This is a genomic window from Helicobacter sp. L8, assembly GCF_003660355.1.
In the GTDB taxonomy this organism is placed as follows: Bacteria; Campylobacterota; Campylobacteria; order Campylobacterales; family Helicobacteraceae; genus Helicobacter; species Helicobacter labacensis.
In genome coordinates this window covers 26,268-49,286 of the sequence record NZ_QXQR01000005.1, presented here as the reverse complement: position 1 = coordinate 49,286, position 23,019 = coordinate 26,268, and the positions used below count along the sequence as shown (strand labels likewise).

Below are 23,019 nucleotides of genomic sequence, written 5' to 3'. Positions count from 1 at the left end.
AGATGCAATTTTTAAAGCCACATTATGCTGAGTATGAGTTTAAGGACATTATCGAGCGTTTGGATCAGGGCGAATATGCGATTCCGCGCTTCCAACGCGATTTTGTATGGACAAGCAAACAGGCAGCGAAATTGATTGATAGCATGCTTAAAGGTTTCCCCACCGGTGCCTTTATTTTGTGGAAAACTAAGGAGCATTTAGCCAAAAATCGCGAAATACAGGGGGTGTGTCTGCATGAGATCAAAAATAATGATTATGTCTATTATGTCCTAGATGGACAACAACGCATGAGAGCCTTAATGTTAGCCTATAAAGGACTAACCAACCAACGAGGACCGCGGACCAAAGATAACTACCGGGATATTTGTGTCCTCGCCCACCCCAACGCAGAGGGAGATTATTGTGTGGTCGCTAAGAAAAAGTTAGAGGGGGCGGTGCCTGTGTGTGATCTGATCACATTGGACCCCTACGAACTTGAGGAAGAACACGGACTCGAACGAGAGATTGTCAAACAATTTATAGCCCTTAAACTTCAGATTGAAAAATACCGCTTCCCCACCATTGAGATCACCGATGCCCCCATTGAAAACATTGTAGAAATTTTCACACGAATCAATACGGGGGGGACAAAATTAAGCGTCTCTGAAATCCTCTATGCCCGCTTTTACATGCTTCCTAATCAGGGGGATTTTGATTTAGAAGCGTGTTTTAGCGCCCTTTCTAGCGATTTAGACAAGCTAGATTTTAAGCTGGGTAACGCTTTGTGGGTGGTGCAATTACTCAGTTACACCTTAAAAAGAAACGAACCGGGTGATCTAACCAGTAAAATCGCTCACAACACCATCATGCGCCTTGATCCTTGTGCTGTGCGCGACCAGTGGGAAAAGATCGCCCTTTGTTTTAAAAGCGCGGTGGAGTTTTGCAAGCACAGCCTTAAAATCCCCTCCATTGATTTTTTACCCGCAGAAACTACACTTCTACCTTTAGCCTACTTTTTTTACTGCAACCAAAATAAACCCGCAAGTGCCCACCAAAAAGAACAATTACAAAAATTCTTTTTGAGATGTTGCTTTTTTGGAACAAATCAGGGCGATTCCTTGCTCAAGCAACTCGGGCTTGCTGAGGAAATCTATAAGAATCGATCTGTGGATTTTGATGATAAACTTCCCTTTTTTAATGTCTCTGAAGAGTTTTTAATGGGCGAACCCCTCAATATCAAAAGTGGGTTACAAAAAACCATCTTTTTGGTGCTAGCCATTTTAGAACCTAAAGATTTTTATAACAATAGCCCTGTGGTGCTAGATCATCTCTTTTTAAAACACCACACCCAAAGGAACCTCCACCACTTCTACCCTAAAAATTACCTTAAGAAGCTAGGTTGGGCTGACAAGGCGGCGGATGTGATCGCCAATATCACCTTGATTAGTGCCGAGACCAACCAAAAGATCAAAGATAAATCTCCACAAGACTACATCCAAGAGTTTAAAAAAGGCAATCGAGATTTAGACCACACCTTGCAAACCCATCTTATTGACTTGAGCGATCCTAGTGTATTGAGGGATTACAAAGCCTTTTTAAAAATGCGGGCTAGGGCGATCATGGGCAAGATTAAGCAGATGACTTAAGAGTCTAGGTCAAAACTACCAGCAAAGTAACCCCCACTTAGAGCAAACCCTAGCCACCCATTTAATAGACTTGAGCGATTCGCGTGTGTTAGAGGATTATGGCGCGTTTTTATCCATGCGCGCCAAAGCCATTTTAGATCAAATCCGCGTTCTAACCTGAAAAGGCAAAATTCTAATGCATGCCTTTAAAGCGCGTTGATGGGGGATTTAAGCGCGCCCAATGCGTAAAATCTAGCCCTTCCCCTAAATGAGAGCGAAATACAAGAACTTCTAGATCAACTAAGTAGCGCGCTCTAAAAGGAATACACTTGTGAAAACCCCCTGCGCTCTCCATGTTCTTAGCGTTATTGGCGTGGATTTAACGCCCATGTTTTTGCGCCTCTTGTGCGCTAGGTGTAGCACCCATATTAGCTTAATGGTGGGGCTTGGACGCGTAGCGTTCACCTTAAGATGCTGGCGCGCTGAAAGTTACGCGCAATTTCTAAAGGCTAACCCCACGCGCCCACTAGTTGCGCGCCTATTTATACTATATGGACGCTACGCGTCTAGCGCATTAATAGGGCTAAAAGTGGGCACTACTTTAACGCCTATTGCACTAATAACAGGGGGTGCACACCCCCGCTAGACTGGGGTTGCCGCTGTGAATTACAAATGTGGCGCGAAAGACAATTAGAAAGAAAGGGGCGCAAGGTAACGCCCCAAGAAAAGCTCAAACTCACGCCAGTGGACGCTATGCATCCAGCGCGCTTAAAGCGCAAAAACGCCGGGCTAAGCCCACACCAACAAGACTTTCAACATGGGCGCGCGGGCTATGAAGCTAATGTCTACCACTTTCTAGCCCAATTCTTCAACACCAAGTTACAAAGATACTCCCAAAACCCCCAAGCCACTAGCCTGCTTAAAAATCTCTTGCAAGACATAGCGCAAAAAAGGCGCGCTTTAAGGCTCTTGTTAGGCTATCTAAAAAACCCCCACAATTCTATGCGCTTTGCAACCCTTAGCCCACAAGTGGCACAAGATTTAGCTTTAAACCCTTCTATCACGCTTAGAGGAGTCAGCCTAAAGCGCCCATTATCTTCCTTTCAATAGGACTGGAGCACATCTTTAGGGACTTGCCCCCCTAAAGCTCTAAGCTGGTTGATTTGTTGTTCTAGGAAAGTCAGCAAGATACTCTGATTTTCCCCCATTCTAGCCGTGTTCTCCTGCGCGCTTCTGAGCTTGAGCGCGCTTAAGTTTTTTGCGTCCTCTATGGTTTGATTCGTGGTCTTGCCCTTATTCATCGCGCGCGCTAGAGAATAGATGTATTGGTTGATAGAATTGTCTGTCTGAGCTAGCTCTGGGCTAATGCCTACCACTCCCCCGCTTATTTGATTAAGCCACCTTTTAAAGCCATTCCACTTCCCGCTATTGTCCTGCACCTTGTGGATAATATCATCCCCGCGCTCTAGCCCCTGCAAACTCTCGTAAAATCACCCTAGTTAATAGCGGGAGTGTGGGGAGTTGTTTTTACCACCCCTATCCCTTTGTGGCATCTGATCATTGCATGGTCATTTGGCTAAAAGAAAGAGAGCTTAACCGCCAAAGACTCCTAGAAGAAAATTTTTATCTGCGCATTGATCCAAAAGGGCATATCGCCTACGATCACATGGAAAATTTTATTAGAGCCCTAAAAAAACAACAGATTGAAAAAGTTAAAACGATGTGGGAGCAGAGATTAAAAGCGTACGAGAATGTGGTGAGTGGGGCGCATTAGAGCAGATTAAGGCTTAACACTGCCTACAAAACAGCCTATCCATTGCCTAATGCCCCTCATCGTAAAAAAACCACCCCTTTTTGCTCAAAGGTTTTAACAAGCTTTGGCATAGCTTGCTAGCAGAACCTAAGCCTTTAATTTGCTTTTGTTTATCTAAATACAAGCAGGGCACACCTTGCATGCTCACCATAATATAATTTTGCAAATACGCCTTCAGGGTAGCCACATCGTATCTTTCACTCTTAAAGATTTTGGCGCACTGGTTTTGGGTGCTTTTACGCAAATACTCTGGGCGCAAACACGCCCCGGGGTATTTGGAGAAGAAAGTCAAGCTATTGTACAAAACAGAGGTGTTGTAGAGATCGTCATTGCGATCGATGTCCAAAATCCCCTGATTTTCTAAAAACTGGGCGACTCGCCTTAAGGCAAAGAAATTTACCGGGCGTAGGGGCTTTTGTTGGTCCATCATGGTAGCAATACCCTCTTTAGAGAGATCAAGGGCTTGATTGTCATTTGTAGAGCCTAAAAAATGCATATCCAAATTTTTGTCCAAAGAAAAGATAAAAATACGATCTCCCTGCCTAGAGTCGTTTTGTTGGGGGGGCGCGGTGCGGGCTATTTTGAGCGCGTTGAGCAGATTGTAGCCTAGATGGGGGTTAGGCTTGCCCATGATGAAGTCGTAAATCAAGGAGATCAAATCAAAGTCTTGGTAAATGGTGTAGGCGATGCGCCCATCATAGATATTTCCCGACACTGAGCGATCGTTAGCAACACCTTGCATTCTTTTGCCCAAACCCTCGCAACCCCCAGCGCATTGAAATTCTTGAATGCGCGCTAGAGTATGCACATACCACACCACATCTAACCCCTGTGTGTGGGCGCGTATGAGGGGTTGGTAGAGAAAATTGAGCGCGCGCATAAAATTTTGGGCGATCGTCTCTGTAGAGGTGGGGGAGTTTTTTTGGCAACTATGCTTAGAACCCCCCTCTAAGAGGGCAAAGAGGAGCGACATCGCTTGTTGTTGGATACGCTTTAATAACGCCTTTTCTTTGTCATTGTTGGGGTTAAAATTAGCCAGTAAGGGCAGGGATTCTAGCGCGCTTTGGGCTTGTTGCTCTAACTCGGGCAACACGCCTTGCAAAAATTGCGCGCGATCGCGCTTGCAGATGGAGTCTTGTTGGTACGCCTTTTGTAAAGCCTCTTCTAGGCGTGTGTGCATCGCCTCTAGGGATTGTAAGAATAGAGGGGGTAGAATGATGGCTTTGGGGGGGGTGTAGAGTGCCCATGCTTGCAGGGCTTTACAGAGGGGAGTTTTAGGCTTAAAGCCGCGTAATTGATCCTTAGTGTGCAGATACAAACAGGGGCTATTGCCAACGCTTAAGAGTCTAAAATTTGTGAGATAATCGCGATACGCCGAGGGGCTAAAACTTTGGGAGTTAAAGATTTGTTGGCAATTTTGCACACTGGCTGGGCTTAAATATTGGGGAGCAAAGCAGGGGGTGAGGTTGGTGCGCAACCACCATGCAGAGAGGTTTTCGGGGTGTTTTAGGGTATCTACATAGTAATCTTTGCTGTAAAAAAAGGCTTCCGCGCGTTTTGCATAGTGCAAATCCCATAGCTTAAAGGCTTGCTGTTGGCTAATAGAAAGGCTCTTATACCACGCATCCGCATGAAACCAATCAAGCCCAAAACTTCTGTTATGCGTTACAAAGTCCATAGCCAAATCAGCGCTTTTAAAGTCCTCTAGCCATAAGCTAGGGGGGATATCAGGGGGCAAAGTGCAATAATCTTGAGTAGCACAGGGGTTGATGGCGTGGAATTGGGAGTCTTTAAGATTTTTCAAATAAAGGCTAGGGTCAAGCCCCTGTTTAAAGGCTTGGATTAGGGGGGTGTAGATAAAATCTAACAAGCGCGCATACTTTTGAGCCAATAGGGGGGCGGGGGCTATGCCCTCTAAGAGAGCTAAGAGGTGCCAACTCTCATAATCTAGTAAGTAAGCCCACTTAGAGCCTGTCAAAGAGGCTAGGGGGGTGGCTTGTAAAATGGCGTTAAAATATGTTTTGGCAGTGGGCAACCACTCTTGAAGGTTTTGGGCATCGCGTGTGGGTGCGCTATTTGTTAAAAAATCTTGGGCGTTTTGAAAGGCTAGAATCAAATCTTTAGACACAGGTGCGCCCATGTTGGGGGGGTGGGCTTGCAACACACGGCAAAGGGGGTTTTTAGAGCGAAAAGTTTGGATCGTGTTTTGGGGGGTGAGATAAAGGCAGGGTTGGTTATTAAAGCCAATGAGTCGCACACGGCGCAAATACTCTTGTAACTTGGCGTTGGGGCGCACTAACACCCCTTGACAGACTGCCTTAACCTCCTTAGATAAAGCCATGCCAAAACAAATATGGGGGAAATTCTTAAGGGTTTGCTCTAGGGGTTGGCTTGCACTAAGGAGTTTAACTACACCATAAACACGCCAAAGCACGCTAATATAATACAGATTCAAAGCCCTAATAAAACCTAAATCCAAATTTAAGGGCTTATAAATCTCCTTAACATAGGCTTTGGAACTGTAAGCTCCTAGATCACTAGCAAAAGCAATGGTAGGAAAAAGATAGGAATTTGTGCTAAAGTGCAAGGCTTTTAACTGGGCAATGGCTAAAGGATTTGTAGAAGGGCTAATGTCATAGTTTCTGTCATCCCTGAGCTCAAGGGGTGTATCATCAAGCGCTCTTTCCAAAAAGTGCAAGTAAGCACCAATATCCAGCCCTCGTTTAGCACTTTGGATCAAGAGCGCATACACAAGCTCCAAACTTGTAGAATAATCTTGTAAAAATTCTTCTTTTTTAAGCGCATAGGGGGTAAAGGAATCAAATTGCTTATCCACAGTGTCATAGTCCGGGGGTCTGCGATCGCCATAACAATCCACATCGGGAATCTTGGCGCGCACTAAAGAGAGGGCATGCAAGATCTCGAAGTTTCTAATGCGTGCAGCTAGGGGTTTGGGCAAGCTAGTTTGAATCTGTTTAATAATGGGGAGCGTGTCTACCATCTGCGCAGCCAATTTGATCCAAGTGTTGGCATGGTGTTTGATCATCTCTATAGAATCGTAATCAGGGTCCACACCACCATCACAGCGGGCATTTTCAGAGGCTTTTCTATGGGCATTTAGCATGGAGTCATAGAGATTTTGCAGGGCGTGGTAAAAGGCATCTTTATTTAAGGATAATTGCGCGCTTTTGTGGGGCGCGTGCTGGGCGCGTGCGATGAAATAAAAACCAAGCACAAAGGTTGCCAAGAAAGCCGGGATTACAAACCAAGCCCAAGAATGTTTTTTCATCGGTGTTGATACCATTTATATCCTTAATGCTCCTTAGAGGATTGTATATTAGCATTTTGTCGCTCTATGCGCAAAATATGGCTTGGGGGAGTTAAATCAAATGATCGTGTTTGCAGGGCTTGACAGAGGGGGGTTTTAGAGTTAAAGCCGCGTAATTGCCCTTTGCCGTGCAGATACAAGCAGGGGCTACCATCCACGCTTAAGAGAATAATACTTTTTAGATAGTCGCGGATTTTAGACTCGTTAAAACTTTGTTTCTCTAGGATTAGCTGGCAGTTTTGCACGCTAGTTGGGCTTAAATATTTAGGGGTAAAGCAGGGGGTGGGGTTGGCACGCAAACGATCTAGCGAGATTTTTTTTGGGTGTAATAGCGTGTCTATATAAAAGTCTTGGTTGTCAAAAAATGCCTCAATGCGTCTTTTATAGTGCAAGTCCCATAGCTCAGCTTGCTTAGGAGTCCATCGCTGGGCTAAACCCTCATTGGGTGAAGTTCCACCTTGCTTGTGAGTTCGGGATATCACACTCCACATTACAAAGGGAATAAAGGAAATGCGGAGAGAACGATTACCTTCATCACTTATAAGATAACTGCCTAATTTGGCGGTTTCAAAATCTTCAAGCCACGGGCTTTTTCCTATGTTTTTAGGTGATTTGCAGAGGTTTTTTTGCGCGCAGGGATCACTACGAGCGGATTTTTTGAGGTCTTTTAAATACACGCTAGGGCTTAAGCCCTGTTTAGTGGCTTCTATTAAAGGGGTGTAGAAAAAATGGATCAGGCGGAGGTAATAGTATGCCAACACAGGGATGGGAGTAAAGGCGGCGTAGTGTTTGTATACATCCAAATCAGAATCTCTTATCGAGCCTCTTAGGAGGCCTAAAAGATGGACTTGTTCGTAATCGAGCAGATGATGCCACTTAGCCCCCCGCAAAGAGGCTAGGGGAGTGGCTTGCAAAATGGCTTTTAGGCGTTTTTTAAAAGGTCTAGGGTCATGGGGGGGTGTATCTAGCATGTATATCAAGGAGTCTTGAGCCTTTTGAAAGGCTTTGATCAAATTAGAGGGCACGACTACGCCCATTTTTGGGGGATGCGCCTGAAGGGTCTGACAAAGGGGGTTTTTAGAGGGGAAGGTTTGGATCGTGTTTTGGGGGGTGAGATAGAGACAAGGCTGGTCGTTAAAGCTAATGAGGCGGATATGCCGAAAGTAATGGTAGAAATACGCATTGGGATGCTTTAATAAGACTTGGCATGCAGGAATGTCTTCTTTAGAGGCATTGAAGCAAGCAAAGAGATCAAGAGGCCCAGGGGGTTGAGAGGCGCTTAGGGCGCGCACACTATATAACCATGTATTAAAGCGGTAAGCGTAATAATCTCTCCAACGATGGATATCTTGCAGGTTCAGACCTAAAGTCTCTTGGACCTGTTTGTAGAAAATTTTGCCTTCTACATAAGGAAAATCATAATCAAAATTATCAAGGAGGAAATTATCTAAACCCGCTCTTAGGGTTTTAAAGCGCAGGATAGTCGGCGAGGAATCTTTGGCTAAGATGTCCTTTAATTCTTTGAGCTTGGCGGAGTCCTCTTTTGAGGAGAAGTGCAGTTGTGAAAGTAGGGCGCCTTGGTACGCACATGCGCTGAATGTAAAGATGCTTGTCCAATGCAGAGTATGCAAGAAAGATTCTAAGGGTAAACCCTGTTTATAGGCGTTGATCAAGAAGGGGTAGAAAAATTCTAGGTTTTGTTGCAAGACTTTTAAGAGTTTTTGCTCTTCAAGGGGCTTTGGAGAGGGTGCTCCATTTTCTAGCGCGTCTTCACAACCTATCTCGTTATTAATCTTAGCGCGCACCATCGCCAAGGCGTGCAAAGCCTCAAAGCTCCTAATTTGGTTATAAAGTGGGAGGCTTTTTAAGCGTGCCATAAAAGGCACATGATCTATCATTTGGGTAGCTAGGCTAATCCATGTTTTGTAATGCCGTGCTACTGCCTTTGAAGCCATCAAAGATTGATCCGTTTGGCTTGGATCACACTCCGCTTTAATGGCAGCTTGCAAGGCACTCTCTTGGGCATTTACGAGCGAATCATAGAGGTCCTTAGCCGCCTTGAAAAAGGCTTGCTCTTGGGGATTTGTAGGTGTGTGTGGCGCACCCAAGCCAAAACTAGGTACAAAGAGTAACAATAAAATAGAGATGATAGAATGTTTTTTCATCTGTTTTGATACCACCTATACACTTGCTCAATGCCCTCTTTGAGGGGGATACTTGGTCGCCAACCTAAGCTAGAAATTTTACGCACATCACTACACTTTAACAAAGTCCCATCGGGCTTAGAGGTGTCAAAAACCAACGCCCCCTTAAAGCCCACAATCTCTTTAATCAAGTTGGCTAAATCTCTAATGCTAATATCCTCCCCCGTGCCAATATTCGTATGATTGAGCGTAGTAGTGGCTTGTTGGTGTTGCAAGAGAAAGACACATCCCCGGGCTAAATCTTGCACATGCAAAAACTCGCGTCTGGGCGCACCACTGCCCCAAATGCGCACCCCCTGCGCGCTCACCCCGTGTTTTTCTAAAATGCTTAAAGCTTCTTGCTGGCTAGACACTTGCAAATCTTGTAACACCAAATCTAGGCGGTTATTCTCTAGCAAATGGGCGAGGTGCATTTTTCTTAAAAGCGCGGGCAGGACATGGGAGTTTTGCAAATCAAAGTTATCATACTCTCCGTATAAATTGGTGGGCATCGCGCTGATAAAATGCGTGCCATATTGGGCGTTGTAGGCTTCGCACATTTTAAGCCCGGCGATCTTAGCAATAGCATAGGGTTCGTTAGTGGGTTCTAGGGGGCTAGTGAGTAGGGCTTGCTCTTTAATGGGCTGAGGACTCTCTTTAGGATAAATGCAAGTAGAGCCTAAAAAGAGGAGCTTTTTTGCCCCATACTTGTAGGCATAGTGGATCGTGTTGGTTTGGATGGCTAGATTTTGATAGATAAACTCCGCGCGGTAGGTGTTATTGGCTAAAATCCCCCCCACTTTAGCCGCCGCTAAAATTACGATGTCGGGGCGTTCTATCTCAAAAAATTGCTCTACCACATTTTGCTGTGTTAAATCTAATTCAGAATGGGTTTTTAAAATTAAATTAGTGTAACCTTGTTCTTGCAAACACGCTACAATCGCGCGTCCCACCAAGCCCCTATGCCCGGCTATGTAAATTTTATCGCCCTTTTGCATGCGCTCTCCCTATTTTGGAGTCAATGATAGCAGGGCAGGGCGGGCATGTCAAGGCGGGGATAGCACCCTCATCATGCGCCCTATTTTTTTTGAGCAGGGGCTTAGAGTTTTAGCGTTTTAAGCGCGACACCAACGGGGGAGGGTTGTTGGGGCGGGGCGACTTAAGGTTCTCACGCCTTAGATACTTTTCCTAAAACGCCTCACTTTATACCAAGCTGGATAGTATTTAAAGCTAGAGCAATCCCTAAACATGTCATCTAAACCACACTGGACACTAGACACACTCCAAACGCTTAAGTCTTGGTTAAAATTTTCACATTCTTTAAACATGAAAGTCATATCCACGACTCCAGACACATCCCAGTTGTGCAAGGGTTGATCAAAATCCTCACAACCCAAAAACATATGGCGCATATTTGTAACATTAGACACATCCCAACTATTCAAGGGTTGGTTAAAAAGTCCGCATTTTTTAAACATCCAACCCATATGCCTAACCCTAGACACATTCCAACTAGAAATGTCGTGGTTAAACAAAATTGCCCGACAAAACATGCCCCTCATGTTAGTTACATGAGAAGTGTCCCAAGTTTCTAACCCTTCAAAGTTCCTTCGCATAAAAGCGGGGGACTGCTCCCCTGCCTTCCCAGTTGAATGCGAAAACACGAAACTTAAATCCGTAATCTTGCTAATGTCAATCTCCCCTAAATGGATACTCTCATCAGCGACTAATTTTTTAAGCTCCTCCTTGCTTTGGGGGACATATTTTTTAGCTCTCTTGGAGATAGCAAAATTTTGGGGTGCGGACTGGCTGGGCTGGGATTGTAGCCCCTCTAGCACACCCTCTAAACCTGTAATACTACTTTGCAAGCCCTCTAGCACCTCTAAGACCTCTTGGGCATTGGCGGGTTTTTCTAGCGCGCTTAAAGGTGCGCTAATTTTAGCTTGGGCGTGTTTGAGCTTGGTTACAAGTTTTTCTAGCTCTAAGTCATCCTCTTTTAAACGCGCATAATGCTCTCTTAAAGCCTTTAGCACACTGCCTAAACTTTCAGCAAATGCGCTAAAACTTGCGCGGAGCTTTTGAGCCTCTTGCTCAACTTCTAAGCCCTCTTCTAAGGCACTCTTGCCCAAACGCATTGCCCGCTTAAGCCTTTTAAGTTCTTGACCCAATGTTTCTAGTGCTTGTTGCATGAAAACCTCCTAGTTAAAGTGGAGGTTCATTGTAACATAGATTCAACATGTTTCTCTTTTGGGCTGGAAAAACCAAGGTTGGCATATTCTCTATAGCTAAGCTAGGGGCTTTAGCGCGCAAGCCCCCAAAGAATCTATGATGCGATCACAAAGCGTGATCGCGCGCGTTTTGTGCGGGCTATGAGGTGTTGCACGCCCGCCCTTTTCATCAATCGTTGTGGTTTTTTAAATCGATCCACTCTTCTTTGCTTTCATCATTCCCACCCCCACAGAGTTTGTAGACACCATAGGTGAGAGCACCCGCCAGCACGGGCGCAACAGCCACCGCACCCAGCCCAATAGCCATATCTCCACCCACAACAGAGCTTATAGCCGCTAAACCACTCGTGATGCCCGCATCAGACAAACCAGCCACCGCACCGCCTGCAGCCACTGCCCCCACAGCTCCAGCAGCCCCAGCCGCTGCACCCACTCCTGCTACAACCACACCCTTTTCATCTTTGTTTTCGTTGTTTTCAGTCATTGCTATCCTTTCTTCTAGATTTTTGAGAGGGCATTATGCTTAACTTATGCTTAACTTATGCTTAACTTATGCTTAACTTATGCGCCACCGCGCATAAATATTACTAAATTCTACCAAATATTCCTTAAGACTTTTTAAACAAGATCAATTCGTAAGAGGTTTTTTCAAGGCGTTTGACCTCTGGTTTCACCGGAGCATTTTTTTGCATGTGGGTTTGGAGTTCTTCATTGAGGCGATCGAGTTCATCTAGGCGATCTTTGAGACGCAAGATAATATCCACCCCGGCTAAATTCACACCCATGTCCCTAGTGAGGCGCAAAATCGTCTTGATCTTGTCCACATCTCTTTGGGAGTAGAGACGCATTTTCCCATCGGTGCGCTTGGGTTCTAATAAACCCTCCTTTTCGTATTGGCGTAGAGTCTGGGGGTGCACCCCTAAAATCTTAGCCACCACACTGATCAAGTAAAGGGGTGCGTCATAATCTAGCATCATCAATCCCTTAGGGCAATTGTTCTTGTAGCACTTGTTTGCATTGCGCGCTCATGTGATCGGTATGGGGCAAGACCACATTGGCTTTCAAATACAAATCCCCCATGCCATTGCTCTTGCGATTCTTCACTCCAAGTTCTTTAAGGCGGAATTTTTGTGCGTTCTTGGTGTTGGGCGGGATTTTAAGACTCACCTCCTTATAAAGGGTTTGCACCTCCATTTTGCCCCCAAAGAGCGCGATTTTCAAGGGCACATCAAAGGATTTGATGAGATCATCGCCCTCTCTAGTGTATTCATTGTCCTCTAAAACATGCACTCTTAAGAGCACATCGCCACGCATACCCCCCTGTTGGTGTCCACGCCCACGCGCGCGCAACACCTCACCCTCTTTGATCCCAGCGGGAATCTTGAGATCAAAGCTATCATCATGGCTTAATTGCACTTCACGCTTACCCCCTAAAACCGCTTCTTTAAAACTAATTTGGATATCCACCTGAATGTCTAAATCCACTCTAGGGCTAAACCCCCCTGCAAAATTCGCGCCAAAGGCACTCCCAAAGCCCCCCCCAAAGCCATACCCCCCGCTCCCAAAAATCTGGGAGAGAATGTCATCAAAATTCCCCCCCCTTGCGCGCGCAAAATCGCTAAAATTCTGCCCCCCAAACATGCTATCGCCCAAGCGATCGTATTGCGCGCGTTTTTGGCTATCGCTCAAGATTTCATAAGCGGCGTTGATCTCCTTGAACTTCTCCTCAGCTTCCTTACCCTTATTGAGATCGGGATGGTATTTGCGTGCCAGACGGCGGTAAGACTTCTTGATCTCCTCTGGACTAGCCCCCTCGCTCACTTCTAAGGTTTCATACAAACTCTTTCCCATAGTGTTCCTTTGTCTAAAATTAGTGCATTATAGCATAAAACTTTAGTCTTATTGTATCAATTTTATTTAGACTCATGACTTGTTACTTGCTCTAAACTGGCTAACGCAAAATTAAGCTTATTGCGCTAGAATCCAAGCCTATACCACTAATAAGAGTCCTACATGGGGTCGTTAAAGCACTGACATTTTTCTTAGCCCTCTTTGGATACGCGCAAGCTTATGTCTTAGAGAGCTCGGGTTCTTTTATCGCCATTGGTTTTTACCGCCTGCCCTCCGATATTTCCAAGAGCATGCGCCCTAAAAAGATGAGCTTGATGGAAACGATCTTGGGCGTTTTGGTTTCCGGGAAAATCTCTCCCACCTTGCAGAATATCGCCATTTACGAGGCGCGTTCCATGCACTTAGGGCAGTATGAAAACTTCATAAAGAAGTGCCAAAAACATGTCCAAATAGAATTGCCCCAACTAGGGAGCCACAATAATTCCTATGCCTCAGGTCCCTACCATGTCAATTTCCACTGGAAGTTTTAAGGCGCGCAACTCTTGGTGATAACCCCCCCGCCTAACACGCGATCTCGATCGTAGATGACTAGGGCTTGTCCGGGGGCTACGCCATAGACGGGTGCGCTGAAACGCGCGCAAATGGTGTCCTGCTTGAGGCTGATGCGCGCGCTGGTGGGGTTGCTCCTATAGCGCACCTTGACTAAATAATCGCCCTCTTGAAAATTAGGGGGCAGGGACATGTTACGCGCTTCTAGGGTGTAGACCGCTAGGGCTTGTCTATCCCCCACAATGATCTCATTTTGCTGGGCGTTGATTCCCACGACAAAATGGGGTTCATGCGCGCCTCTGATAGAAAAGCCCTTGCGCTTGCCAATAGTGTAGTGCGTATAACCCTTATGCGTGCCCACTACAGCGCCCTCAAGATTACGCACCAAACCCTCCTGATCCACCTTAATGTGCTGTTTTAGCGTGTCAATGTAGCTAGTCTCAACAAAGCAGATCTCTTGGGATTCCTTGTAAGTTTGCAAACTCCCCAAAAAGGGCATTTTTTCTAAAGCCAAGGGTTTGATCTCAGATTTAAGCAAATCGCCTAGAGGGAAGAGGAGGCGATCAATAGCCCTTTGGGGCAGGGCGTAGAGAAAGTAACTTTGATCTTTGCTGGTGTCTTTGGCTTCTTTGAGGCGCAACACCCCATTGAACTCCTCTAAGCGTGCGTAATGCCCGGTGGCGATCTTTTCACAGCCCCTCTCTAAGGCAAAATCTAGGGCTAGTCCAAATTTCATCAGAGGGTTACACAGCGCACAGGGATTAGGGGTTTGACCTTGTTTGTAACCCTCTATAAAGGCATCGTAAACGCTTTTTTTAAAGGCGGCTTGCAAATCCACCACTTCAAAGGGGATTTTCAAAAACCTTGCCACCTCTTGGCAATTCTTGATATACAAGGCGTGTTTGTCCTCTTTGGCATGCAATTTAAGATAAATGCCTAGCAATTCATGCCCGGCCTCTTGCAAGAGATAGGCACTATAAGAACTATCCACCCCCCCACTCATCAAAACCGCGACTTTCATTTAGCTTCTTTGCACTTAGGATGCAAAAACCTAGTGTGTTTTCTTTTAAAAAAGCCTTAAACCCCAAAGACACGATCAAAGATACGCCCGACATTTCTCAAATAGTAATCTGTTTCAAAACAGGCTTTAAGTAGCGCGCGATCCACCTGCGCCAAACGCGCATCGCTTAGAAGTTGCGTGAGAAAATCAGCCTGCAAACCCTCTTGCAAACGCGCCCACACCCACATAGCGTTCTCTTGCACGATCGCATAGCTCTGTGCCTTGCTAAAGCCCAATTTTGGCAATTCCAACAAAACGCGCTGGGAGAAAACCAACCCCCCCGTGCGCTCCAAATTCTTACGCATATTCTCCGGATACACAAGCAGATTTTTTAGCAAGGTCGCAAGACGGTGCAAGAGAAAATCTAGGGTGATAAACATGTCTGGGAAGACAAAGCGTTCTACAGAGCTATGGCTAATATCTCTCTCATGCCAAAGGGCGACATTTTCCATCATCGGGATCGCATAAGCGCGAATCATCCTAGCTAGCCCGGTGATGTTCTCACTCAAGACTGGGTTGCGTTTGTGGGGCATGGCTGAAGAACCCTTTTGTCCTGCACTAAAAGCCTCTTCGGCTTCGTAAACCTCAGTGCGCTGGTAGTGGCGGACATTGATCGCGATTTTCTCACATGTGCTCACCAGCAAAGCCACTGCATTGCACAAGCGCGCATGCTTTTCTCTTGGGATCACCTGATTGCTCACACGCGCCACGCCCAAACCCAATTCTTGGCAAACTAATTCTTCTAACTCAAAGGGGCTATGCGCCATGTTTCCCATCGCCCCACTCACCATTCCCACGCACACCTCTTTAGCCGCTTCTTGCAAGGCTTGCCAATGGGCGTGTATATCCTCATACCACAACGCCCACACCAGTCCAAAGCTAGTAGGTTCGCCATGCACCCCATGGCTACGCCCCACCATCACCACTTCTTTAAACTCTAAAGCGCGCGCTTTGAGCACATCTAACAAAACGCGCAAATCCTCAAAGATGATTCCCAAACTCTCTTGGATCAATAAAGCTAGTGCCGTGTCAATGCAATCGCTAGAGGTGATCCCATAGTGGAAAAAGCGTTCGGCATCGCCCAAGCTCTTGCTGACAGCTTGGATAAAGGCGATCACATCGTGCCTAGTTCGCTTCTCAAAGGTGTGTATGTCCTCTAGGCTGAAGTTAGCCTGTTCTATTTGGGCTAAGGTTTTTGCGTCCAATAGCCCCAAGGTGTGCCATGCTCTAGCCACCGCTTGTTCTACGCGCAAGTAGGTTTCAAATTTATGCGACTCGCCCCAAAGGCGCGCCATTGGCTCTCGCGCGTAACGATCTAGCATTAAACCTTGGCCTCTTCTCTGCGTTGCAGGTATTCCCACCTCGCATCCACATCTTTTTGCAATTCCTCAATGATGTGCTCGTTTTCCTTTTTAAATAGGTGAGCAAAGCGTTTTTGGGGACCCAGATAATCGCGCACGGGCAAGATATTGCGCGGACGGTAGGTGATCTTGAGTTCTTGACCGTGGAAAATTTCAAACAGAGGAAAAATGAGGCAATCCACGGCTAAGTCTGTCATCTCAATGGCTAGACTGGAGTGGTATTTCCACTCAGTAGGGCAAGGGCTCAAAGCGTTGATAAAGCATGGTCCCTCAGTGTCTAAGGCGGTTTTGATCTTCTTATTCATGTCCTTCCACTTGTTAGGGGCTAGCTGGGCGGCATAGGGGATTCCATGGGCAGCCATAATGAGGGTTAGATCTTTTTTGCGCTCTTTCTTACCAAAGCTCACTTTGCCTGCGGGAGTGGTGCTTGTGCTAGCCCCCATAGGCGTGCTCCCACTTCTTTGTCCGCCCGTGTTGGCGTAATTCTCGTTGTCTAGGCAGATGTAGGTCATGTCATGCCCGCGTTCCATGCAACCGCTGATGAACTGGAAACCAATATCATAAGACGCGCCATCGCCCCCAAAGGCGACAAATTTAGGTCGCTGCCCGGTGTATTTGCCCTTGCGCGCCAGAGCCTTATACATGCTCTCCACCCCGCTTAACGCGGTTGAGCCATTTTCAAAACCCACATGAATCCAAGGCACATCCCATGAAGTGTGGGGATAAACAGCCGAGCACACTTCTAAACAGCCCGTGGAATTGCCTAGCACAATGGGTCCTTCTAGGGCGTTTAACACTTCGCGCACAATAATGCCATGCCCACAGCCCGGACACAAGAGATGGGAGCCTTCAAACTTCTCTGCTGACTGGCTGAAACTCTTGAGCGTTTTGACTTCTTTAACCATGTGTTGCCTTTAAAAATAGGATAGTTGGGGACCATTTAGCCCGATGAATTGTTGGGTGGGGTGGGTCAAAACCCCTTTTTTAGCATCTTGCACCAGCGACTCAAAGATGCTCTCTAAATCTGCTTGGGTTACATCCCTACCCCCTAAGCCATAGATGTAATTGCTCAACACCGGGCGTTTGGACCCAGGGGCTTGGTACAAGCTAGCGGCGATTTCGTTGAAAAGCGCGCCAAGCGCGCCAGAGGGCGAACTCTTGTCCATCACGGCGATCGCCTTGGCGTTTTTCAAGGCGTTGGCGATGGCTTCAAAGGGGAAGGGGCGCAAGACATGGGTGCTAACCACCCCGGCCTTAATGCCTTTTTCGCGCGCTCTTGTAGCCGCTACAATGGCTGACTCGTAAGTTGTGCCTAGCGCGAAGATCAAAACCTCCGCGTCCAAAGTTTGGAAAGTTTCTACTAGGTGGTATTGTCTCCCGGTGATCTTGGCAAAGTCGTTGAAAATGCCCTCTAAGATCGTGCTAGAGTGCATGATGGCATGGTGCAACTTGGCTTTATGTTCGAAATGCCACTCCTCTTCTGCCTGCGCGCCAAAGCTTACGGGTTTGTCAAAATCCAGCAGAGGGTGCACACTCACATAGTCGCCTACGAATTTATAAGCCACCCGGTCGCTTAAAGGGCGCACATTTTGCACGGTGTGCGAAGAGAGGAAACCATCTTGGTGCACCATCACGGGCACGCGCACCTCTGTGTGTTCGGCAAGCCTGAAAGCCATTAGGGTGAAGTCATAGACCTCTTGGGGGTTGCATGTGCACAGGCTAATCCAGCCACTATCCCTACCTAGATACATGTCGGAGTGATCGCAGTGGATATTGAGTGGGGAAGCTAGCGCGCGGTTAGCTACATTGAGCACGATGGGCAGGCGCATCCCAGAGGCTTGGTAAAGCACTTCCACCATCAAGGCAAAACCCTGCGAACTGGTGGCGGTGCTAACCCGCCCCCCCGCTGCTGCTGCGCCCACACACGCGCTCATGGCGGCATGTTCGGATTCCACAAGGACAAATTCCCCTTCAATGTAGTCATTGTCCTTGAAAGACCCGTAATTTTGGATAATAGGCGTGGAGGGGGTGATCGGGTAAGCAGCCACGACATCCACTTGGGCTTGTCTTAGCGCGTGCGCGCTAGCTGTGCATCCATCCCAAGCTTCCACTTCGTTGAGCGTGTAACTAGAAGCCATTGTAACCCCCTTCTGTGCGGTAACTTTTCTTTTTAAGCCCCTCGGCTTTTTGGGGCCACTTGGTGAGCGCTTCTTCTAGGGGCTCTAAATTGTCAAACATCAGCAAAGATTTGGGGTTGGTGGGGCACACATCCACACACACCCCGCAACCCTTGCAGTGTTCGTAATCCACCCCGCTCATCTTGCCCTCGCGCGACAAAATGGACGCATCAGGACAGTAAACCCAACAGTTGAAACAGTTGATGCAGACATCTTTGTTGTGCACGGGTTTTTCCACCCGCCAATGCGAAACGCTGGCGGTAAAAGAACTCTCAGGCGTGTAAGTGCGCTCGTTATTGTGTTTGCCCAACTCGTCCTGCCCTTGTTTCTCAAAGGGGAAGAGCACCGCCCCAATCTCGAATTCTTGCCAATTTTTCATGGATTTCCTTTCTCTACTGGACTTGCTCGTAGGCTTGATCGATGGCTAACATGTTCGCATCGATCAAAGCTTGGGGCATTTTCTTACCCAAAACAGCCTTGAAGGTGTTTTTAAAAAGCTCCAATTCCAACATGTTGGAAACTTTCATCAACGCCCCTAACATGGGGGTATTAGGAATGGGGCGCTTGATCGTATCCATGGCGATTTTAATGCAATTGAGGGTGTAGAGTTTTTTGTCTGCCAAATTGGGCTTTTTTTCAAACAGCTCTTCTTTGCTAAGGTGGGTGGTAACGATGTAGGTGGTGTCGGGTTTTTCATTCTCAGTGATGTCAGTGATGAAAGTCAACCCCGGGTCGATCACAAGCACATAATCAGGGCGCATGAACTTTTCGTGATTCAAAATAGGCTCTGAATCGATGCGGTTGTAAGCCGTCATAGCCGCCCCGCGTTTAGCCGAACCATAGAACGCAAAACCCTGCACTTCTTTACCCGTAGTGGTGAGGACATCAGCTAGACCCTTAGCGCCTGTAACCGCGCCCTGCCCGGCTCTAGCATGCCATCTAATTTCTAACATTACATTCTCCTTGTCGCATTATCATGTGATAAGTGCATTATACAGGATTTTTTGTAAACCACGATACACGCGACCCACCCGCGCCCCTTATACCAATGAGATCAATAGCAAGTTAACAAAAATGCCAAATTTTGCTTGGAATGCTTAAGGTGGAGTGTAAGCGCGCGTTTTTATGCTACAATAGTGTTACTAAGAACGCTTATTAACGCTTTTTTAGTGTTTAACTCCTTCATAAAGGTGGGTTGTGATTAAGATTTTGATGATAGAAGATGACATTGAATTAGCCGAGATCCTGAGTGAGTTTTTTCTCCAGCATGGGGTGGAAGTGGTGAATTACGATGAACCCTATACGGGCATTAGCGCGGCTAACACCCAGCCCTACGATCTCTTGCTCTTGGATTTGACCTTGCCTAATTTAGACGGCTTGGAAGTGTGTAAAAAGATCTCCAAACAAAAGGGCATCCCCATCATCATCTCTTCAGCGCGCAACGACATCGAGGACAAGATCAAGGCTTTAGAATACGGGGCTGATGACTACATCCCCAAGCCCTACGACCCTAAGGAGCTCTTGGCGCGTATCCAATCTCTCTTGCGCCGTTACAATAAGAAATCCCCCCAAGAGGACACCCAAACCCCCCCCAAAAGTGCCCTATTTAAAATCGACAAGGACGCGCGGGAGGTTTACATGCACAATAAAAGATTGGATCTCACGCGCGCAGAGTATGAGATTTTAACTTTGCTCATTAGCAAGCGGGGCTATGTGTTCTCTAGGGAGTCTATTGCCATCGAATCCGAATCGATTAACCCAGAAAGCTCCAATAAAAGCATTGATGTGATCATTGGGCGTTTGCGTGCCAAAATTGAAAAAGACCCTAAAAAGCCCCAACACATCATCTCTGTCCGGGGGGTGGGCTATAAATTAGAATACTAGCCCGCATGCCCTTGTCAATTTTTAGCAAGATCGTTTCTCTCTTTATTGTGTCCTTGGCGAGCTTTGGGGCGTTTTCTTATTATTTTATCCGCTCCCAAATTGACCATGAAAATTTCCAAACCCAGATTCGCCACCAGCAGTTTGTAACCACCATCAACCAAGTGCTAGCCGACAAGCACAACCGCTATTCTGCAGAAGTCTATTTGCACGAATTGGGCTTTAAGGAAATTAGCGCTGAAGAACTCAAAGAAGTGCTAGCCTTACAGAAAAATAAAAATGAGATTGAGCGCAGTGAAAACCCCTTGGCGAGCATCATCAAGGTGGGTAATAAGATCTTCATTTCCCTAAAAAGCAATGGGGACATCGTGCTGTTCAAGGAGATTCAAAAGACTTCTTACCACAACTACTACTTTGCAATTTTCATTGGGGGATTTTTGATCGTGATGATCTTTGTCTTCATGATTCGTGGGTTTATCCCTATCAACGAATTGCGTAAAAAAGTGCACCTGTTTTCTAAGGGCGAGATGGATATTGAGTGCAAGATCGACCAACAAGATGAGATTGGGGATTTAGCCGCCGCTTTTGACTCCGCGATCAAAAAGATCAAGGGTTTAAATGAGTCGCGCATTTTATTTTTGCGCGCGATCATGCACGAGTTACGCACCCCCATTACAAAGGGCATTATTGTAGCAGAGATGGTGGACAACCCCTTGCAAAAAGAACGCTTATTACGGACTTTCCAAAGATTAAACGCGTTGATCGAACAATTCGCGCGCATTGAACAACTCTCTTCTAAGAACTACAAGATCGCCAAAGACATGTTTATGATGGACCAACTCTTGGAACGCGTGGAGAACATGCTCTTATTAGAACACAATAATACCTCCATCCACGCCGATGTGCCAAATTGCGCTTTCCACACCGATTTTGATCTCTTCGCGTTGGTGCTAAAAAATCTCTTAGACAACGCGCTCAAATACAGCCCCAACAAACAAGCCCATGTCAAGATCACAGGCAAAGACCTTGTGGTTTCCAACCAAGGTCAACCCATGCGCGCCGATCTCACCCATTACTTCAAACCCTATTTCCAACAAGAGAGTCAAAGTGATGGGCATGGCTTTGGGTTGGGGATGTATATCATCAAAACCGCCCTAGACACTTTGGGCTTTAGACTCACCTACGCGCACAGCGAGGGGGTGAATTTTTTCAGCATTGAAGATTGTGTTCTCAAGGAATTCAAATCCATATTTTCCACTAAAGATAGTTAAAGGATTGGTATGTTTAAACGCTTTAGACGCTTACGCGCCCACGAGGTTTTGCGCGATTTGGTGCGCGAAACCCGCCTACACCCCCAAGATTTTATTACACCCCTCTTTGTGCGTGAGGGGCAGGGGATTGAACGCCCCATTGCTTCCATGCCCGGAATCGCCCAGATGAGTATAGATGTGCTCTTGAAAGAATGCGCGTTATTGCAAACTCTAGGCTTGCAAGCCGTGTTGCTATTTGGGATTCCCAGCCATAAGGACGCGCAAGGTAGTGCGGCTTTGGATGAGAGGCACCTCATCGCCCAAGCCACGCGCGCGATCAAGGAGAAATACCCCAACATGTGCGTGATCGCAGATTTGTGTTGCTGTGAATACACCGATCATGGGCATTGTGGGGTGCTCAAAGAGCGCCAAGTAGACAATGACGCGACTTTAGAACTACTTAGCCAACAGGCTTTAGTCTTAGCCCAAAGCGGGGTAGACATGCTCGCCCCTAGTGCGATGATGGATGGGATGGTGGTGCACATCAGGCATGCCCTAGATAGCCATGGCTTTAGCATGCTACCTATTATGAGCTATTCTAGCAAGTTTGCTAGCCACTACTATGCCCCCTTTAGAGATGCAGCCGCTAGCGCGCCCAGCTTTGGGGATCGCAAGGGCTACCAAATGGATTACGCCAACCGCCGAGAGGCGATTTTAGAAAGTGTCAATGACGCTTCAGAGGGCGCAGACATTCTCATGGTCAAACCCGCCCTAGCTTACCTAGACATTGTGCGCGCGATCAAGGAACGCACTTTATTACCTCTTGCTCTCTACAATGTCAGTGGGGAATATGCCATGTTTAAGCTCGCCCAAGCCCACCATTTGATGGACTATCCCAGTGTGCTCTTAGAAACCATGATCGCTTTTAAGCGCGCAGGCGCGGACATCATCATCAGCTACCACGCTAAAGAAGTCGCACAACTCTTACTAAAGGAACACCATGGGACGCGCCTTTGAATACCGCCGTGCAGCTAAGGAAAAACGCTGGGACAAGATGAGCAAGATCTTCCCTAAACTTGCTAAAGCCATCACTTTAGCGGCTAAAGGCGGGAGCGATCCAGCCAGCAACGCTAAATTACGCACCGCTATTCTAAACGCCAAAGCCCAGAACATGCCCAAAGATAATATTGACGCAGCCATCAAGCGCGCCAGCGCTAAAGAGGGACAACTTGTGGAGGTGAGCTATGAAGGTAAGGCAAATTATGGGGTTTTGCTTTTCATGGAATGCATGACAGACAACCCCACTAGAACGATTGCCAACTTGAAAAGTTATTTTAACAAGAGCCCGGGGGCTAGCATTGTGCCCAATGGCTCGCTAGAATTTATGTTCATGCGCAAAAGTGTGCTCGAGAGCGCGTTAGATGAGTTGCAAGCTTTGAAACTCAGTATAGAGGATGTAGAATTGACTCTCATTGATTATGGTTTAGAGAGCTTAGAGGTGGATCAAGATCGCCTATTTGCCATTGGGGATTACCAAGATTTCAAACAACTTGGCGAGGGTTTTGAAGCCTTGCAATTACCCATTTATAAAGCCTCTTTACAACGCCTCCCCACCACGCCTATTAGCCTGAGCCCCCAAGCCCTCATAGAGATAGAAAAACTCCTGGATCGCATTGAAGAAGATGAAGATGTGATCGCTCTTTACAGCAATATTGGGGGATAGCGTGCGCTCGA

At 46.8% G+C, this 23,019-nt stretch carries 22 protein-coding genes; 8 read left to right on the top strand and 14 right to left on the bottom strand.

Annotation, left to right across the window (positions count from 1 at the left end):
* The first annotated feature begins 2 nt into the window (after nt 1–2).
* Both EAO37_RS04060 and EAO37_RS04050 read left to right on the top strand, forming a co-directional pair.
* Entirely contained in the window at nt 3–1,625 is a 1,623-nt protein-coding gene (locus EAO37_RS04060) for a DUF262 domain-containing protein (RefSeq protein ID WP_120951718.1), read from the top strand.
* Nucleotides 1,626–2,276: 651 nt separating this feature from the next.
* Nucleotides 2,277–2,714 (top strand): hypothetical protein, encoded by a 438-nt coding sequence (locus tag EAO37_RS04050; RefSeq protein WP_120951712.1) that lies wholly within the window; start codon nt 2,277–2,279, stop codon nt 2,712–2,714.
* Here EAO37_RS04050 and EAO37_RS04045 read toward each other — a convergent pair.
* On the bottom strand, nt 2,708–3,082 hold the full coding sequence (locus EAO37_RS04045) for a hypothetical protein (RefSeq protein ID WP_120951709.1): 375 nt from the start codon (nt 3,080–3,082) through the stop codon (nt 2,708–2,710). The two genes, EAO37_RS04050 and EAO37_RS04045, sit on opposite strands and share 7 nt — an antisense overlap.
* Before the next feature lie 35 nt (nt 3,083–3,117).
* On the opposite strand from EAO37_RS04045, the gene EAO37_RS04040 reads away from it, so the two are divergent.
* Nucleotides 3,118–3,378, top strand: coding sequence for a hypothetical protein (locus EAO37_RS04040; RefSeq protein ID WP_120951706.1), 261 nt, complete (start codon nt 3,118–3,120; stop codon nt 3,376–3,378).
* Between the two features lie 46 nt (nt 3,379–3,424).
* Here EAO37_RS04040 and EAO37_RS04035 read toward each other — a convergent pair whose 3' ends face one another.
* The 7 genes from EAO37_RS04035 to EAO37_RS04005 form a co-directional block, all read right to left on the bottom strand.
* Complete coding sequence (locus tag EAO37_RS04035) at nt 3,425–6,721, bottom strand: hypothetical protein (protein ID WP_162982956.1); 3,297 nt, start codon at nt 6,719–6,721, stop codon at nt 3,425–3,427.
* 8 nt (nt 6,722–6,729) lie between these two features.
* Entirely contained in the window at nt 6,730–8,910 is a 2,181-nt protein-coding gene (locus EAO37_RS04030) for a glycoside hydrolase (RefSeq protein WP_240451718.1), read from the bottom strand.
* Complete coding sequence (locus EAO37_RS04025; protein ID WP_120951697.1) at nt 8,907–9,926, bottom strand: GDP-L-fucose synthase; 1,020 nt, start codon at nt 9,924–9,926, stop codon at nt 8,907–8,909. The genes EAO37_RS04030 and EAO37_RS04025 overlap by 4 nt, the downstream gene beginning before the upstream one ends.
* A 177-nt stretch (nt 9,927–10,103) precedes the next feature.
* The gene (locus EAO37_RS04020; protein WP_120951694.1) at nt 10,104–11,117 is read right to left on the bottom strand and encodes a BspA family leucine-rich repeat surface protein; all 1,014 of its coding nucleotides are present in this window, start codon (nt 11,115–11,117) and stop codon (nt 10,104–10,106) included.
* 208 nt (nt 11,118–11,325) lie between these two features.
* Entirely contained in the window at nt 11,326–11,640 is a 315-nt protein-coding gene (locus EAO37_RS04015; protein WP_205589504.1) for a hypothetical protein, read from the bottom strand.
* A gap of 124 nt (nt 11,641–11,764) precedes the next feature.
* On the bottom strand, nt 11,765–12,130 hold the full coding sequence (locus EAO37_RS04010; RefSeq protein ID WP_120945400.1) for a helix-turn-helix transcriptional regulator: 366 nt from the start codon (nt 12,128–12,130) through the stop codon (nt 11,765–11,767).
* A 10-nt stretch (nt 12,131–12,140) separates the two neighbouring features.
* The gene (locus EAO37_RS04005; protein ID WP_120951691.1) at nt 12,141–13,007 is read right to left on the bottom strand and encodes a DnaJ C-terminal domain-containing protein; all 867 of its coding nucleotides are present in this window, start codon (nt 13,005–13,007) and stop codon (nt 12,141–12,143) included.
* Between the two features lie 311 nt (nt 13,008–13,318).
* Between EAO37_RS04005 and EAO37_RS04000 the strand changes: the two genes are divergently transcribed.
* A complete protein-coding gene (locus EAO37_RS04000; protein ID WP_162982208.1) occupies nt 13,319–13,537 on the top strand; it encodes a hypothetical protein in 219 nt (72 codons plus the stop codon).
* Here EAO37_RS04000 and mnmA read toward each other — a convergent pair.
* From mnmA to EAO37_RS03970, 6 genes are read right to left on the bottom strand one after another with little or no spacing between them, the layout of a single operon-like run.
* Nucleotides 13,534–14,577, bottom strand: a complete 1,044-nt coding sequence (gene mnmA, locus EAO37_RS03995) for a tRNA 2-thiouridine(34) synthase MnmA (protein ID WP_120951685.1) — start codon at nt 14,575–14,577, stop codon at nt 13,534–13,536. The two genes, EAO37_RS04000 and mnmA, sit on opposite strands and share 4 nt — an antisense overlap.
* Nucleotides 14,578–14,633: 56 nt before the next feature.
* Nucleotides 14,634–15,938, bottom strand: a complete 1,305-nt coding sequence (purB, locus tag EAO37_RS03990; RefSeq protein WP_120945406.1) for an adenylosuccinate lyase — start codon at nt 15,936–15,938, stop codon at nt 14,634–14,636.
* Nucleotides 15,938–16,882, bottom strand: a complete 945-nt coding sequence (locus EAO37_RS03985) for a thiamine pyrophosphate-dependent enzyme (RefSeq protein WP_120945408.1) — start codon at nt 16,880–16,882, stop codon at nt 15,938–15,940. Before EAO37_RS03985 ends, purB begins: the two co-directional genes overlap by 1 nt.
* Before the next feature lie 9 nt (nt 16,883–16,891).
* Nucleotides 16,892–18,115, bottom strand: coding sequence for a 2-oxoacid:ferredoxin oxidoreductase subunit alpha (locus EAO37_RS03980; RefSeq protein ID WP_120945410.1), 1,224 nt, complete (start codon nt 18,113–18,115; stop codon nt 16,892–16,894).
* Nucleotides 18,105–18,533: a 4Fe-4S dicluster-binding protein gene (locus tag EAO37_RS03975; RefSeq protein WP_120945412.1), complete on the bottom strand. Its 429-nt coding sequence runs from the start codon at nt 18,531–18,533 to the stop codon at nt 18,105–18,107. The genes EAO37_RS03980 and EAO37_RS03975 overlap by 11 nt, the downstream gene beginning before the upstream one ends.
* Before the next feature lie 13 nt (nt 18,534–18,546).
* Nucleotides 18,547–19,107 carry a pyruvate flavodoxin oxidoreductase subunit gamma gene (locus tag EAO37_RS03970; RefSeq protein WP_120945414.1) on the bottom strand — a complete coding sequence of 187 codons (561 nt, stop codon included), beginning with the start codon at nt 19,105–19,107 and terminating at the stop codon, nt 18,547–18,549.
* A gap of 244 nt (nt 19,108–19,351) precedes the next feature.
* Here EAO37_RS03970 and EAO37_RS03965 point away from each other — a divergent pair, with 244 nt between their 5' ends.
* The 4 genes from EAO37_RS03965 to EAO37_RS03950 are packed head-to-tail and all read left to right on the top strand — an operon-like array spanning nt 19,352 to nt 23,008.
* Complete coding sequence (locus tag EAO37_RS03965; protein ID WP_120945416.1) at nt 19,352–20,038, top strand: response regulator transcription factor; 687 nt, start codon at nt 19,352–19,354, stop codon at nt 20,036–20,038.
* Nucleotides 20,039–20,043: 5 nt separating this feature from the next.
* A complete protein-coding gene (locus tag EAO37_RS03960; protein WP_120945418.1) occupies nt 20,044–21,306 on the top strand; it encodes an ArsS family sensor histidine kinase in 1,263 nt (420 codons plus the stop codon).
* Nucleotides 21,307–21,315: 9 nt separating this feature from the next.
* Entirely contained in the window at nt 21,316–22,302 is a 987-nt protein-coding gene (gene hemB, locus EAO37_RS03955) for a porphobilinogen synthase (RefSeq protein ID WP_120945420.1), read from the top strand.
* Nucleotides 22,286–23,008, top strand: a complete 723-nt coding sequence (locus EAO37_RS03950) for a YebC/PmpR family DNA-binding transcriptional regulator (protein ID WP_120945422.1) — start codon at nt 22,286–22,288, stop codon at nt 23,006–23,008. The genes hemB and EAO37_RS03950 overlap by 17 nt, the downstream gene beginning before the upstream one ends.
* The last annotated feature ends 11 nt before the right edge of the window (nt 23,009–23,019 follow it).